This window comes from Streptomyces sp. NPDC048506, from assembly GCF_040651315.1.
Lineage (GTDB): Bacteria > Actinomycetota > Actinomycetes > Streptomycetales > Streptomycetaceae > Streptomyces.
Window position 1 is genome coordinate 20,934 of the sequence record NZ_JBEZIX010000048.1, and the last position, 14,089, is coordinate 35,022.

At 69.3% G+C, this 14,089-nt stretch carries 17 protein-coding genes and 2 pseudogenes; 9 read left to right on the forward strand and 10 right to left on the reverse strand.

Annotation, left to right across the window (positions count from 1 at the left end; genetic code table 11):
- Nucleotides 1–108 precede the first annotated feature (108 nt).
- Nucleotides 109–303: a LuxR C-terminal-related transcriptional regulator gene (locus AB0C96_RS32140; protein WP_362922318.1), complete on the reverse strand. Its 195-nt coding sequence runs from the start codon at nucleotides 301–303 to the stop codon at nucleotides 109–111.
- A 134-nt stretch (nucleotides 304–437) separates the two neighbouring features.
- Nucleotides 438–575, reverse strand: a complete 138-nt coding sequence (locus AB0C96_RS32145; RefSeq protein ID WP_362922413.1) for a hypothetical protein — start codon at nucleotides 573–575, stop codon at nucleotides 438–440.
- Here AB0C96_RS32145 and AB0C96_RS32150 point away from each other — a divergent pair.
- Both AB0C96_RS32150 and AB0C96_RS32155 read left to right on the forward strand, forming a co-directional pair.
- Nucleotides 564–877: pseudogene (locus AB0C96_RS32150) on the forward strand (transposase); the annotation flags it as partial. The gene AB0C96_RS32145 and the pseudogene AB0C96_RS32150 sit on opposite strands and share 12 nt — an antisense overlap.
- Nucleotides 878–1,151: 274 nt before the next feature.
- Nucleotides 1,152–1,409 carry a molybdopterin-dependent oxidoreductase gene (locus AB0C96_RS32155; protein WP_362922320.1) on the forward strand — a complete coding sequence of 86 codons (258 nt, stop codon included), beginning with the start codon at nucleotides 1,152–1,154 and terminating at the stop codon, nucleotides 1,407–1,409.
- A gap of 30 nt (nucleotides 1,410–1,439) precedes the next feature.
- Here AB0C96_RS32155 and AB0C96_RS32160 read toward each other — a convergent pair whose 3' ends face one another.
- Entirely contained in the window at nucleotides 1,440–2,318 is an 879-nt protein-coding gene (locus tag AB0C96_RS32160; protein WP_362922321.1) for a winged helix-turn-helix transcriptional regulator, read from the reverse strand.
- Nucleotides 2,319–2,410: 92 nt separating this feature from the next.
- Here AB0C96_RS32160 and AB0C96_RS32165 point away from each other — a divergent pair, with 92 nt between their 5' ends.
- The 4 genes and pseudogenes from AB0C96_RS32165 to AB0C96_RS32180 form a co-directional block, all read left to right on the forward strand.
- Nucleotides 2,411–3,079: an O-methyltransferase gene (locus AB0C96_RS32165; RefSeq protein ID WP_362922323.1), complete on the forward strand. Its 669-nt coding sequence runs from the start codon at nucleotides 2,411–2,413 to the stop codon at nucleotides 3,077–3,079.
- A 19-nt stretch (nucleotides 3,080–3,098) separates the two neighbouring features.
- Complete coding sequence (locus AB0C96_RS32170; protein ID WP_362922325.1) at nucleotides 3,099–3,983, forward strand: MOSC N-terminal beta barrel domain-containing protein; 885 nt, start codon at nucleotides 3,099–3,101, stop codon at nucleotides 3,981–3,983.
- A gap of 645 nt (nucleotides 3,984–4,628) precedes the next feature.
- Entirely contained in the window at nucleotides 4,629–5,006 is a 378-nt protein-coding gene (locus AB0C96_RS32175) for a hypothetical protein (RefSeq protein ID WP_362922327.1), read from the forward strand.
- A 254-nt stretch (nucleotides 5,007–5,260) separates the two neighbouring features.
- Nucleotides 5,261–5,475 (forward strand): annotated as a pseudogene (locus AB0C96_RS32180) (IS701 family transposase); the annotation flags it as partial.
- Between the two features lie 287 nt (nucleotides 5,476–5,762).
- Here AB0C96_RS32180 and tatC read toward each other — a convergent pair.
- The 7 genes from tatC to AB0C96_RS32215 form a co-directional block, all read right to left on the reverse strand.
- Nucleotides 5,763–6,722, reverse strand: a complete 960-nt coding sequence (gene tatC / locus AB0C96_RS32185) for a twin-arginine translocase subunit TatC (RefSeq protein WP_362922328.1) — start codon at nucleotides 6,720–6,722, stop codon at nucleotides 5,763–5,765.
- Nucleotides 6,723–7,127: 405 nt separating this feature from the next.
- Nucleotides 7,128–7,421 (reverse strand): Sec-independent protein translocase subunit TatA, encoded by a 294-nt coding sequence (gene tatA / locus AB0C96_RS32190; RefSeq protein WP_362922330.1) that lies wholly within the window; start codon nucleotides 7,419–7,421, stop codon nucleotides 7,128–7,130.
- A gap of 2 nt (nucleotides 7,422–7,423) precedes the next feature.
- Nucleotides 7,424–7,717 (reverse strand): hypothetical protein, encoded by a 294-nt coding sequence (locus tag AB0C96_RS32195; protein ID WP_362922331.1) that lies wholly within the window; start codon nucleotides 7,715–7,717, stop codon nucleotides 7,424–7,426.
- A 328-nt stretch (nucleotides 7,718–8,045) separates the two neighbouring features.
- Nucleotides 8,046–8,462, reverse strand: coding sequence for a hypothetical protein (locus tag AB0C96_RS32200; RefSeq protein WP_362922333.1), 417 nt, complete (start codon nucleotides 8,460–8,462; stop codon nucleotides 8,046–8,048).
- Between the two features lie 286 nt (nucleotides 8,463–8,748).
- Nucleotides 8,749–9,279, reverse strand: a complete 531-nt coding sequence (locus AB0C96_RS32205; protein WP_362922334.1) for an ATP-binding protein — start codon at nucleotides 9,277–9,279, stop codon at nucleotides 8,749–8,751.
- A gap of 592 nt (nucleotides 9,280–9,871) precedes the next feature.
- Nucleotides 9,872–10,663: a zf-HC2 domain-containing protein gene (locus AB0C96_RS32210; protein ID WP_362922335.1), complete on the reverse strand. Its 792-nt coding sequence runs from the start codon at nucleotides 10,661–10,663 to the stop codon at nucleotides 9,872–9,874.
- Nucleotides 10,664–10,688: 25 nt separating this feature from the next.
- Nucleotides 10,689–11,564, reverse strand: a complete 876-nt coding sequence (locus AB0C96_RS32215; RefSeq protein ID WP_362922336.1) for a sigma-70 family RNA polymerase sigma factor — start codon at nucleotides 11,562–11,564, stop codon at nucleotides 10,689–10,691.
- 507 nt (nucleotides 11,565–12,071) lie between these two features.
- On the opposite strand from AB0C96_RS32215, the gene AB0C96_RS32220 reads away from it, so the two are divergent.
- Genes AB0C96_RS32220 through AB0C96_RS32230 form a run of 3 tightly spaced genes read left to right on the forward strand, consistent with a single transcriptional unit; the run spans nucleotide 12,072 to nucleotide 14,052 of the window.
- Nucleotides 12,072–12,620: a cupredoxin family copper-binding protein gene (locus AB0C96_RS32220; RefSeq protein ID WP_362922338.1), complete on the forward strand. Its 549-nt coding sequence runs from the start codon at nucleotides 12,072–12,074 to the stop codon at nucleotides 12,618–12,620.
- Nucleotides 12,617–13,606, forward strand: coding sequence for a metallophosphoesterase (locus tag AB0C96_RS32225; protein ID WP_362922340.1), 990 nt, complete (start codon nucleotides 12,617–12,619; stop codon nucleotides 13,604–13,606). Before AB0C96_RS32220 ends, AB0C96_RS32225 begins: the two co-directional genes overlap by 4 nt.
- Nucleotides 13,603–14,052: a hypothetical protein gene (locus tag AB0C96_RS32230; protein ID WP_362922341.1), complete on the forward strand. Its 450-nt coding sequence runs from the start codon at nucleotides 13,603–13,605 to the stop codon at nucleotides 14,050–14,052. The genes AB0C96_RS32225 and AB0C96_RS32230 overlap by 4 nt, the downstream gene beginning before the upstream one ends.
- The last annotated feature ends 37 nt before the right edge of the window (nucleotides 14,053–14,089 follow it).

Sequence of the window (14,089 nt, forward strand, 5' to 3'; positions counted from 1 at the left end):
CGCGCCGCCGTCACCTTATGGCCCGATTTCGGGCTATACATCGGTCAATTGACGTATCTCAAGGAATGTCTGCCCGGCTACGCGCCGGCCGCCGGCTGCTGCCGGTGTTCAATCGGTGTTCGCGCTGTGTCGGCGTACGACTTCGGTTGCGAGTTCGACATGTGAGGTTATGCCCGGCCTTTTGCGGATGTTGGATACGTGGACGCTGACGGTGCGGCGGGAGACCGACATGTGGGTGGCTATTTCGGGGTCGGAACGGCCGCGAGCGATGTGGTCGGCAACCATGCGTTCGGTGATCGTCAAGGCGCCCCAGCCGTAACGGGCGGCGTCGTGCCATCTTCTCGGGCCTCGGGTGGCGTGCCGGAGGTGAAATAGCGCGTGCGGGCTTCGGCAGTCACACGTTCAGCGGTTTGGGTGTCGTCGTGGGGCAGGGCGAGTCAGGCGATGCCGGGTGTGAGGAAGCCGAGGATGAGGTGGCCGGGCAGATGTCCGATGCCCTCGATCACCGGCAGGACGCCCAGTTGTGCGGCCCAAGCCGAGCGTGGGTCAGCCTCGGGTGGAGTCGGTCGGTACACGACTCCGATCGGGGCCGGCACTACAAGCCCCGCAAGCTTCATGCCGATAAGGCCTACGACAGCCCGACCTGCGGAAATGGGTGCGTGGCAAGCGGATTGACGTGCGGATCGCCCGCAAAGGCATGGAGTCCGGTAAGCGTCTGGGGCGCCACCGTCGGGTGATCGAGCGCACGATGTCCTGGCTGTCCGGCTACCGCAGACTCAGCCCCCCGATACGAACACCACCCGGCAACTACCTGGCATTTCCCGGCCTCGCGGCCGCCCTGTGCTGCTACGGGCGACTCGGCTGCCTCACCACATAGGGCACGGTCTTTAGGGGCACGCCACATGCGAGTAGGCGCAAGGAGCCCCTCTTCGCGGCTGACGACTCCCCGAGCCTTGGAAGAGAGCGCCGGACCGGAAGGCCGCCCTTGCGCGGGCACACGGAGGAAGTCGGCCTCTGAACTGCGCCTTCGTACTCGGGGGCAGGGCCGTGGCGGTGTGGAATTGCCCCTTGTTCGCCGCGGTTGTCCGCCCTTACGGGTACGCGGCGGGCGTGGAGTCAGGGAGCGACCGAGCCAGGGCAGGATTCCCGACATGGACAGCAGCGCCTCCAACCGGGACCCCGCCACTCCCGACAGTTTCCTCACACCCGTCGACAGTGTCTTCACGCGCAGTCATCTGGGCCCTGCACCGGACATCGACATCAGGTCCTGGACCCTGACGGTCGACGGCCTGACGTACCTGAAGGACCTTCCCTTGCAGCAGGCCCACGACGAGGTCGTGCTGGCCCATACCGTGAACGGTGAGCCCCTCCTCGCCCGCCACGGCCTTCCCGCCGCCCGGTGCGCGTGATTCGGTGTGCGAGATCGAGGTGTGGGCCGGTTAGCCGATCGCCTCGGCGAGGGCGAGGGCGTCCGACACGGCGGCGGGGATGTCGCTGATCGGGAAGCGCGCGTGCCGTACGACGCGGTCCGGTCCGATGACGAGGATGAGCCGCTTGATGCGCAGGTTCTGACCGGCTCGGAAGGTCGGCAGGCGCAGCGTCGCGGTGAGCTGGAGCCGGTCGTCGGACAGCAGTGGGAAGGGCAGTTCCTCGGCCTGCGCGAAGGCGGCCTGCTCCGGCACCGACTGGGTGCTCACTCCGTGGACGGCGATGCCGGTGGCTCGGAACCGCGGCCAGGCGGCGCGGAATTGGCGGTTCTCCAGTGTGCAGCCCGCGCTGCCGGGTACCTGGGGTCCTGAGAGGTCGGCGGGGATGCCGGGGATGCCGGTCGCGGGGTAGGCGAACAGGACCGTTGCCCGGGCGTCGGCGGCCACGGGGTGGTGCTCCTCGCCGTCGGTTCCTGGTAGCCGCAGATCGGCCGGGACGGGTTCGCCCACGAGGGCCGCGACCCGGCGGGCTTCGGCTCCCTCGTCGAGGGCCCCGCCGGTGAGCGTGCCGTCGCCCAGCAGCCATCGGTCGGCCCAGTCCTGGAGCGAGACCAGCACCGGGACGAGTCCGCGGCCCTGCTCGGTCAGCACGTACTCGTAGCGCGGTGGACGATCCTGGTAGCGGCGGCGCTCCAGCACGTGGTGGTCGGTCAGGGTGCGCAGTCGATCGGCGAGGACCTTGCGGGAGACGGCCAGTTCGTCCGCGAGCCGGTCGAAGCGCACATGTCCGCGGGCGATCTCCCGCAGCACCAGCAGACTCCACCAGTCGCCCACCACGGCCGCGGCCTGCGCGATGCCGCAGGCGTCGTCGGCCACACGTCGTGGACTCATCGCCGCTCCCCGAGAAAACCTTTGACAGACCGTCGGAGACACATAGTAGGTTCCCTTTCGGAACGGTAGTCCATATCGAAAGGGAACTCACTGTGTCTCAGCAGACCTGGACCGCTGTAGACGACTACTTCAACGGCCTGCTGGTCGAGGAGGACGAGGCCCTGCTCGCGGCCGCCGCGGACAGCGAGGCGGCCGGGCTGCCGCCCCACCAGGTCGCTCCCAACCAGGGCAAGCTGCTGAACCTGCTGGCGACGCTCAGGGGAGCCCGCACGATCCTGGAGATCGGCACCCTCGGCGGCTACAGCACCATCTGGCTCGCCCGGGCGCTGCCGTCGGACGGGCGCCTGGTCACGCTGGAGGCCGACGAGCGCTGCGCCGCCGTGGCCGCTGCCAACGTCTCGCGGGCCGGGCTCGACCGCACCGTCGACATTCGCGTCGGGAAGGCCCTGGACTCACTGCCCCGGCTGGCGGACGAGGGGGCAGGCCCGTTCGACCTGGTCTTCATCGACGCCGACAAGCCCTCCAACCCCGCCTACCTGGAGTGGGCGCTCAAGCTCACCCGGCCGGGCAGCGTCATCGTCGGCGACAACGTCGTCCGCGACGGCGCGGTCACCGACCCCGCCAGCGCCGACCCCCGCGTCCAGGGTGTCCGCCGCTTCACCGAGCTGATCGCGGAGCATCCCCGGCTCACCGCCACCACCGTCCAGACCGTCGGTGCCAAGGGCTACGACGGCTTCACCCTCGCCCTCGTCACCGCCTAGCAGAGCAGGAGGGCACGGCATGGCCCGCATCGTCGAGTTGTCGTACTACCCCGTCAAGGGGTGTGCCGGGGCGTCGGCCCGCAAGGTGCTGCTGACGCCTGCCGGTATCGCGCACGACCGCAGCTTCATGGCCATCAGCGAAGAGGGCGTGTACCGCACCCAGCGCCGTCATCCCCGACTGGCCCTGATCAAACCCGCAATCAGTGACGACGGCGAACGACTCACCCTCCGCGCGCCGCACGTCGAACCGCTGGATCTCTCCGTGGACGCAACGGGCGCTCGCCGACCGGTGGACCTGTTCGGAGCCACCTACCAGGGCATCGACCAAGGTGTCAGGGCCGCCGAGTGGCTCTCCGACGTGCTCCGCGTGCGCAGCCGCCTGGTACGGGTGCCGCCGGAACACGACCGGGTGACCGACGGCCGGACACCGGGCACCTCCGGCTATGCCGACAGCTGCGCCCTGCACGTCCTCTCCCGCTCCACCCTCGACCTGCTCAACCAGAAGCTGGCCGAACGGGGTGCCGCACCACTGCCCGTGAACCGCTTCCGTCCGAACATCGTGATCGACGGCTGGGACGAGCCGCACACCGAGGACCGGGCCCACGGACTGAGGGTGGGCACTGCCGAGCTGGGCTATGCGAAGCTCGCCATCCGCTGCGCCGTCACCATGGTCGAGCAGGAGTCGGGGGAGAAGGCGGGCCCCGAACCGCTGCGCACCCTCGCCGGCTACCGGCGGGCGGCTGAGGGCGGAGTCGCCTTCGGCACGAAGCTCTCCGTGCTCCGTCCCGGCAGAGTACGCGTCGGTGACAACGTGACCGTCACCTCATGGGGCGAGTCCGAGCTGCGCCCCTCCCACCGCATGGCCGACCGCCGAGCGGTCCCGGTGGTGCGGCCCGCACCATGACATTGCGAAGCCCCCGACCCTGCGCCGGCGACGAGGGGTACGGCCGCCTCTGCGACCAGCCTCTCCTGAACGGGCGTTGGGCGAGGTGTGTGCCGAGGTCGCTGCACTCGGCGATCACCAGATCGGGCCGCGCCCGTGCCCATGTGGTTGCTGAAGGCCGCGCGGGCGTGGGTGTTCCCCCGCGACGATGGGTTGGCTCGAATTGGGCCGACGACCCGAGCGTGCGCGACGGCCTTTCCAGGTCGCCGCAAGAGCCGGACAGTTCGGGAAGACGGAATGTGAAAACTGCCCCTGACCGGCAGAAACACGACACGCTTGAAATGTTGGAACGGGACGCCGCAGGACAGCAGGCCGCTCAGTCGAGGGCCCCGCTCGCGGGCTGGCTCGGCGCGACGGTCGGACTCTGGTCGGCCGTCATCGCCCCTGGGACATGAGCTGGGCCTCAGCGCCGCCCCGGCCTGTCGAAACGCTCACGTCAGTAGTTGGTATGCGTCGACCTGCCCCGAAGGTCCCGCCGGTGTCGGGAACTGACACGCAGCGGGCGGTGGTTGAGGCCGACAGGGGAGGACAAGGTCATTTCGCATGCATCGGTCATCGAGCCGTCCGTCCGTACGACTACCGCGGGGGATGCGGCAAGATGTGCGGATGCACAACAACAAGATCATCACCGGGGTGGCAGTGGCCGCAGCCGCGCTTCTCCTCACCGCATGCTCCGGCGGCAGCGCCCCCTCGTCCTCCCCAGAGGCTGTGGCCCCCGCGCCGAGCGTCGCGCCCAGTCCGGACGCAACCCAGCGGGAAGAGCTTTACCGGGCCCTCGAAGCCATAGACCGTGGGTACGTCCGTCGGACAGGCCCCGCGCAACGCCACAGCATGGAGGTTTGCGCCGACATCGTTGCAGGCAAGGACCCGGCAACCACGGCCAAGAACGCGGAGGCATCCTTCCGCGGGATTCAGGAGGAAGAATCCGGGCCTGACAGGGGGCAGAAGATCGTAGATGCGGTCAAGCGGACCTTCTGCCACTGAAGCCGGAACCCCGGCACCCCGCTCGTCCACCGAGGCCGTTCCTGCTGGCTCTTGGACGGTGTCTCGGAGCCAGATGACGATCGCCGTGACGGTCAGGGTGCGGTCGAAGGTGTAGTCACCGTCGTACCTGACGGCGTCAGCGCGGTGCTGCTTCCACTTGCTGACACACCGCTCGACGGCGCTGCGGTGACGGTAAAAAACTGGGTCTTGGCGCAGGTCGGCGGACGTCCGCCAGCTCGGCCCTGCCACTGAAGCACTGGATCTCGAACCTGTCCGCAGACCTTCCCGCCAAAGACCTCGTCCGCCTGGCAAAGCCCTGCTGACGGATCGAACACGACTACTGGGACACGACTACTGGGAAACGAAGGCCGCCCTGGGCCTGGACCACTTCGAGGGGCGCTCGTTCACCGGCCGGCATCGCCACGTCACCCTCGTCACCGCCGTCCACCCGTCCCTGACTGAACGGCGGAAGTGGCTCTGTGGCGACGGTGCGGGTGAAGGAAGTGAAGATCAACGACTGTCCTGCACGGTCCGGCAGCCTCGCTCTTCCTGCCTGCACATCCTCATTGAGATCAGTTCGCGCAGCTGCCCCTCCCACTGCTGCTGCGCGCCCCAGTACAGCGCGTACGGCAGGTGGAAAGGAGAGCGGGACGGGCTGGGCAGCGCTCGGTGCGGCGGGGATCGGGCGGCCTGGAGCTGGTGTTGCGCGTCGGCGGAGCGGCGCCACGCTCCGTGCCCTACTGAAGGCGCCTCAGATCACCTCGTCCTACCCGTTGGCACGGTGTCGTCAGCGGTGTCGTCAGCGTCCGGCCGCGTGGGCGGGGCCTGGCTGGCGGACACCGCTTCCGCTTCGCCGATGTCCTGCGGCGTGAGGTCGAGGTCGGAGGTCTCGTCGTCGTCGGGTCCCGCTGCCTCTGTTCGGGCCCTGCGCCGGTCGTTGAGAAGCGAAAGGACAACGGCGGAGAAGTAGAGCACCCAGATCGGCGTGGCCAACGCCAGCATGGTCAGCGGGTCCGTGCTCGGCGTCGCCACAGCCGAAAAGACCGCGATCCCCATGATCATGCCGCGCCAGCGGCCGAGCATCCGCCGGCCGGACAGCACTCCGGTGAGGTTCAGCATCACCAGCAGCAGCGGCATCTCGAAGGAGAGACCGAAGACCACCACCATGCGGGTGACGAGGTCGAGCAGATCGTCCAGCGGCAGCAGGTTGTCCACCCCGTGCGGGGTGAAGCCGATCAACACCTTCGCGGTCGTGGGCAGCACCTTGTAGGCGAAGAAGGCACCGCCGAAGAACAGCGGGACGCCTGCGCCGACGAACGCGTAGGCATATTTGCGCTCGTGCTTGTGCAGGCCGGGGGCAACGAACGCCCACAGCTGGTACAGCCATACCGGCGAGGCCAGCACGACGCCAGCCATCAGGGACACCTTCAGCGCCAGGGTGAAGGGCGCGAGCAGGCCGTTGATCGTGATCCGCGCGCAGGTGGTGTGCGCGGTCTGCTTGGCCAGATCGGCGAACGACGTCGGGCAGCCGACCGAGTCCAGCACCGGCCTTGTGCAGAAGTTTATGATGCCCTTGTAGGAGAAGGCCGCGGCGATCGTGACGACCAGGATGGCGAGGACGGCCTTGGCGAGCCGGTTGCGGAGCTCACGAAGGTGCTCCACGAGCGGCATCCGCCCCTCGGGGGCCTTCTCGTTGTTGCGGACTGACTGAGGCACGCCACGTCCTCATTTCGTGCGGCAGACCCGGGACTACCGGCCCTGCGTTGGTACTTGATCGTCTCCGTCACGCGGTGGGGCGCGAGCTCGCCACGGCGCCGGTTGCGGCCGGTGGCGTGTCCAGGAGGCGGTTGGTCCAGGTCGGCACCACTTGCGGCGAGCCGATCTGTCCTGCCCGGCCCGAGGGCGGGTTGCCCACGAAGGTCCTCGGGCCGTCCACTGTCACGCGCTGCGCTCGGGCCAGGAAACAGCGTTGCTTCGGCCAAGACGCCGGCCGATACCGCAGACAACGGCGCGGGCGGCCCGACAGGGCAAGAGGTGAGCCGGCCGGGGAGCCTTCGGGCCCTGTCTCGTGCGGGGACGAGCCGGGGGCGCGCCGGACCGGGCTCAGACTCAGGCTCAGACTCAGTGGCTGGTCGTGCTGTCCGTGGGCGCGGTGCGGGCGGTGGAGGTGTCTCCAGGAGCGCCCGAGATCGTCCGCGGTCCCGGTCCCGGTCCCGGTCCCGGTCCCGGCTCAGGCTCGGGGCGTGGCTCGTTCGAGGCGCCGTCGTCCTTCATGGCCTTGGTCTCGCTCTTGAGGATCCGCATGGACTTGCCCAACGCCCGGGCCGTGTCGGGCAGTTTCTTCGAGCCGAAGATCAAAACCACCACCGCGACCAGGATCAGCAGGTGCCAGGGTTCCAGCGCATTGCGGAACATCGTCACATCACCCCTTCGAACATGTCGGTCCTCGTATCTGCTTCGGTGATCCGTGCCGCGTGTTCCTGCGCGGCAGCGGTGGGAGCGGGAGCGCCCGCGGACTCGTGCACGTGTGCCTGGGAGGAGGTCTCCCGGCGCACTTGGCACGGCGGTTTCACCGATGCCCGCCGCCCGCGCCATCGGCAGATTCCCACGGCGTCGTCCAGCCAGGTCTCACAAGCGAACGTGTCGCCTGTCGCCGTCGCGACCACGGGGAGCTCGGCCGTCAACAGGCTTACCGCGAGGCGCAGTTCCACGCCTGTGACCTGCATGGCCGCCTGTGTCGGCTGCCCGGCCCGCGGAGTGTGTGGGGGCGTTTCGGCCGGATGGACGCCCAGCTGCTGCCCTTGGGAGCAACCACGTTCGGGCACCTGGAACAGCCGATGGGTCTTCGCGTTCGGCCAGGGTGCGTTCATCGGCTGTCGCCGGCGTGACCGTTCCTGTCGCCGACCGGCGTGATGTTCACGCGTGGCTGTCGGGCATATGAGGCGAGGGGAGTGGAGTGGGCCGGCTGCCGTGAGGGCGCGCCGGGTGTCGATGTCCTTGTGGGGCATGTGTCCTTCTCCTTGTCGGATCGGGGTCGATTCAGGTTCCGGGGCGCCCGGCAGTCGTCCAGGCGGCGTACTCCTGACGGACGTAGAGGCGGTGGCTGGGGGCGAGCGTGATCGCGTTGGCGTGGTGCGGGCCGGCAACCAGGTCGGGATGGCGACGGTCGTGCAGGACGAGTTGCTCGGCGGTTTCTGCGGCGGCTGCGACTGGGCCGGGGCCGGGGTCGTCGAGGGCCATGCGGTCCATGAGGGCCGCCCGTCGGAGCAGCCGGGCGCGTTCGGCGGCTGTCGCATCGATCAGGGGGCCGGTGACGGGCCTGGCCTGGCGGCCGTCGCGTTCGGCTCCGAGAGCGAGCACTTGGTGCATCTCGCGGCGCAGGTCCGGCGCGTGCGCGTATGCCTCGTGCGGGGGCGGGGCGCTGATTGCCTCGCCGCTGTTCGGGGTGGTGTGCATGCTCACACCTCCGCCGGTGGGCACGGGCCGGCGTCGCAGCCTCGACACGGCGTCGTGTCCTGGTCAGGGTCGCGGTGATCGAGGGCCGGTGAGTGTGCCGCGGACCGCTGGGCAGCCGGGCCGGGCCCGAGCAGCCATCGACGGGGAACGGCTTGTGAGTTGCGAAGGCCCACTTGGCGGGGCCGTCGCGTGATCCGGCGCCGCAGCCAACCCCGGTGACGCGTCGCTGCGCTGCGGTGTCGACCTTGGCAGGGGGCCGGCAGTGCGTGCGGAACGACCGGCCCGGTCATGGCGCGCACCTGAGGCAGGCGCGGACTTCGCGGCCGCTGCGTGTCTGATGGACCTCGGTCGACTGGGCGAGGTACTGGACGATGCCGGTGCCGCGGCCGTGTTCGTCGGGGGCGATGTCGGGGCGATGCCGCTCCACTGCCATGCCGGAGTCAGTGACCGCGATGTGCAGAGTGCCGTCGTCGAGGACGAGCAGCAGGGTCATGCGCTCGCGGCCGTACTGGGCGGCGTTGGCGGCGAGTTCGTCGACGATGAGAACGGCCGAGTCCCGCTCACTTGCGGGCACGCTCCAGGTCTCCAGCAGATCGGCCGCGAAGTGACGAGCGGCGGAGACGTGCGCCTCCTGCGCGGGCAGGGTGAGCAGCGCCTCGTGGCGGCAGGGCCGGTCGAGCAGTGAACTCGGGCTGGGGGAATCGATCACAAACATGGTCTTCTGGCTCTTCTGTGGATGTGCGGTGAGCGGAACGGGGGAGACCACCAACAACTTCGGGGGCTGTCGGTGAGCCGGCTCCTGAAGGGGCGCGCTCATTCAGTTCCACGGGCGAAGCATGCCGAACGGTTCGAGTTGTTTGCCCCTTTTGCTCGACTTCTTACGGGCTACGGTTACGTCCATATCGGCGGCCTGGCTGGGCTCAATCGCCTCCGCCAGGGCTCAATGCCGTACGCGGCCGGATCGGGCACCGGCAGCTCATTCCCTCGCCCGTGCTCTTCCGGACGGCCCCGCGGGCACGTCGCGCCGCAGGGCCGGAAGAGCGTCCCTGCCCGGGTCTCGGCTCGGCCGCGGCCCTCGGCATGGAGACATCCTTGATCATCTTCTCCGCGCTGCACGGACTTCGGAGGAGGAGGCGAGTTGAGGTCGCCGGCCGTTTGGTGAACCGCATATCTCTGCTTGCGCGCGGGACGGGGATCACTTCGGCCGGGCCCTTGCTGAGGCCCAGGGCGGCACCCCCGGCCGCCCGGAGGGGGAGTGCACGCCCCGTCGGCGCACTCCCGCATCAAGTCGGCTGAGGACGCAGCCGCTTCGACCACGAGCCGACTCGGCATGCGTGGCGCCGATCAGCCCGTCGGCCACGAAGGCGCCGGTGTCGGCTTCAGAGCGACATGACGACCCCGGCCTCGCCTCACGCCCGGATGGTGACCATCTTCTGACCGTTGTCCGCGAGGATCTCGAAGTGGTCGATGGCTCCCGGGGACATGGCGACCGCCCCTGGGATCGTGGTGCCGGGAGGGTACTCGCCTGCCCGCCAGGTTGCGCCGTCCTTCCTGACTCCGCCGGATCCGACCGCCTGTAGCCGGCAGGTGATTCCGGCGGGTGCCCCTTTGGCGGAGACCACCTGAAGGGCACTGCCCCAGGCGGAGGGCGAGACCTTCACCGAGGCCGAGACGCCGGTGGTGGGATCGCTTCCGGAGAAGGTGCGCCAGGCAGCCGGTGCGGTCGGCCCGGGCGGGGTCGCCTGACTGCTCACGGATCCGACGGCCGCCAGCCACGTGCCGCCGGCCGCTGCCGCGATGAGCGTCAGTGAGGCGGCCGCGCCGGCCAGTTGCAGACGCCAGGTCCTGCGTCGCCGGGCCGCGGCCTGCTGGAGGAGCCTCTCCAGCACACCCCCTGCCGGCGCCTTCGACACCGCGGGCGCGGCGGGTCGTTCGGGCAGGGTGCCCTGCGCACTTTCGGCTGCCCGTGCCACCAGCCGGTCGGCCAGGTCCCCGTCGGCCGTCGGCACTGTCCGGCCTGAGGCTTCGGCTTCGGTCACCATCGCCAGCAGCGCAGGCAATCCCGCCAGCCGGGTGTGTTCGGCCCGGCATGCGGTGCATTCCGCGAGGTGGATGCGCACCCGTTCCATCTCCGCCGAGGGCAGCGTGCCCAGGACGTATCCCCCCAGCGCCAGCCGGAGGGCGTCGTGCTCCGCACTCATGGTCGCCACCTCCTGCCCGCCACGGTCATGGCTCGATGCCCCGTTCCTGGAGTGCCAGCCGCAGGGCGTGCAGGGCGTAGTGCGTCCGCGACTTCACGGTGCCCAGCGGGATGCCCAGCACCTGTGCGGCCTCCGCCATGGTCCGGCCCCGGTAGTAGGTCTCCAGCAGGACGGCGCGGTGGTCCGGGGACAGCGACCGGACGGCCTCGGCGACCGCCCAGCTCTGTAGCGCCTGCTCGATCTGGTCCTCGCCCGGCGTCTGCTCGGCGGCCCGCTGAAGGGCCTCGCCGCCGGCCTCGGCCGGTCTGGCCTGCCGGGCCCGGTGGGCGTCGATGACCAGGTGCCGGGCGACCGTGCACAGCCATGCCCGGGCCGGGCCGCGTGCGGGGTCGAACGCGGCGGGATGCTGCCACGCTCGCAGCAGCGTCTCCTGCACCACATCCTCTGCCCATTGCCAATCTCCCGAGGTCAGACGCAGCACGTAGTGGAACAGGGCTCCTGAGTGCTCCGCGTACAGAGTGCGGAGCAGTTCCTCATCTGCGGTCGAAAGTGCCCCTCTACCAGAGACACGGTGCGCGGAGCGATTCGGATCGGTCCTTGGACCACCACGTTTTCGGGAACTCCAGGGCATAAGTCGATCATCGCGCAAATGTACTGCTTTGTCCCGTAACGCATGGCGCAGTGCAGGTGACGCTCTGTGTGTGTTGCGGCCGATACGCCCCGGTCGGGCCTTGTGACGCCACGAGGGCCAAGCGTGCGCGGCGGCTGGGAGGTCGACTGATCTGCGGCAATGCCAAGAAGTCGCACAAAAAGTGCATATCTGTCGAACCGTGGGGCTCCCGCCGTCCGTGGAGCCGGACAAGAGCCGACTCATGCGCAGCTCCTCATCGATTCCCCACATCGATTCCCCACGCGACAAAGGACGGATCGGAGATGGCAGAGACAAACCGCGCGACGGACACGCTCCTGGTGGCGGCCAAGCTCACCCCGTCCCCGTGCATCCAAGTAGGCGCCACCGCGCAGTTTCCGCCTGTGGCCGGCGCGCACCATGGCGACGGCGCTACGCGCACAGTGATCGACGGCCGCGCAACCACCGGGACGGAACTCCGCCCGGCACGGGGTGCGCACCACCCGTACGGGCACTGCCGACCTGCCTCGACGAGTCACTCGCGGCTCCCCACAGCGGGAACTGCCGCATGTCGCCCGCCCCTTCGCGGCGCGCGGGGGCGGATGTGCAGCGCGGGGCACGTCGAGGCGAGCCGCCGGCCCGGAGCGGCACCCATGCTCGTTCGCCGGGTCCCTGAGGGGCGCGCGCCCATGAACACGGCATCCACCACATGTTCCTGCGGCTACATGCGCCGAGCCGGCGCAGTCCCCGTCCCCGCCTGATCAGTAAGGAACGGACACCATGTACCTGAACCTCCGCACACCAAGCCGGCGACCACGTGCTGCGGCCGGGCTGGCTGTCGCCATCATCGCCACTGCCGGCGCGGTGGGGCTCCTCAGCTCGTGCGGCCAGTCGTCGCATTCCTCGGTCAGCGGAGCCGGCGCCATCACACCCGGTCCAGGTCGGCACCAGACGGCAGGGATGCCCGGGGCCACGGGGCCGGGGAACGGCTCCGCTCCCGGTGCCTCGCCGATGCCCGGAACGGGCATGTCCATGAGTCACTCGAGCACGGGCGCGACGGCCGCGCCGGTAACCGGGGACGCGGCGACGATCAAGAACTTCGCATTCTCCCCGGCCACGCTGAAGGTCAAAGTGGGCACGAAGGTGACGTGGGCCAACCAGGACACCGAGGCCCACACCGTCACCAGTGCCGGATCGGGTGGCCCGCTGCATTCGGCCGCCCTGGCCCCCCATGGCACCTACAGCTACACGTTCACCAAGCCCGGCACCTATGCCTACCTCTGCACCATCCATCCGTTCATGACCGCCACTGTGGAGGTGGCCCGATGACCGACTACTACGACAGTCACGACGGAGCGCTGGCCGACGACGCCGGTCGGCCCGACGCCGAACACGGTATGACTCGACGTCAACTCCTCAGGCACGCAGGGTGGTTCGGTGGCGCGGTGGTGCTGACCGTGGCCAGTGGAGAGGTGATAAGCCACATCGCCGGGTCCCTGGACACCAACGCCGGGGCCGTCGCAGCGGAAAGCGGCGCGCTGCGGTTCGTGCAGGTCTCCGACAGCCATATCGGGTTCCAGGGCCCGGCGAACACGGATGTGGTCGGCTCCTTCGCCGAAGCGATCAAACAGGTCAACTCGCTCGGATTCAGACCCGACTTCGTCATGCACAGCGGCGATCTGACCCACCTGTCCATGGCCGGGCAGTTCGACCAGGTCAAGCAGATGATGGCCGGAATGAAGACAGACCGCGTCTTCACCGTGCCGGGCGAGCACGATTCCATCGGCGATGCCGGCCGCGCCTACCGGCGGACCTTCGGCATGGGCACGCTCGGCGACGGCTGGTACAGCTTCGACACCCACGGCGTGCACTTCATCGCCCTGGTCAACACCCTGAGCCTGGAGAAGCTCGGCCACCTCGGCACCGACCAGATCGACTTCGTTCGCAAGGACATCGCCGGACTGTCGTCGGACACCCCGATCGTGGTCTTCAGCCACATCCCGCTGTTCGCCATGTACCCGAAGTGGGGCTGGAGCACCGACGACGCCCTCAAGGTCATCGCCCTGCTGCGCCGCTTCTCCTCCGTCACCTGTCTCAACGGGCACGTCCACCAGTTGTTCACCAAGACAGACGGCAACATCACCTTCCACTCCGCCACCACCACCGCCTACCCCCTGCCCAAGCCGGGCCGCGCCCCCGCCCCGACCCCGCAGGTCGTCCCCGCCCGGCAGCTCAAAGAGGCACTCGGCATCCGCAGCGTCGGCTACCGCCAAGGTGACCGCGAACTGGCCATCAAGGAACAGAGGCTGGCATGAACACCCACAGCCTCCTCGCCCCCGCCCTGCGGTCGATGACCGCCGCGACGCTCGCCGTCAGCGGATACATTCACGCCCAGCTCTACATTGACGGGTACCGCTTCATCCGCATCATCGGCCCCCTGTTCCTGCTTCAGGCCGGCACTTCCTTCGCCTGCACCGCCCTGCTGCTGATCGGTACACCGCCCCTGCTGCTGAGGGCCGCCTCGGCAGGCGTCGCTCTCGGCGCTCTCGGCGGCTTCACTGCTTCGCGCACCGTGGGAGTGTTCGGATTCGCCGAGCACGGTCTTCAGCCCGAGCCACAAGCCGTCCTCAGCCTCCTCGCCGAAACCGGCACGCTGCTGCTCCTTGCCGTCTGGCAGGTGACCATGACCGGACAACCCCGCGCTGCCCGACCGCCCCTCAGGACACCCAACTGGGCCACCGCCCGCACACCACCCGACTGAACCGCCGCCACGCAGCCGCTCGGGGTGCCTGAGTCCT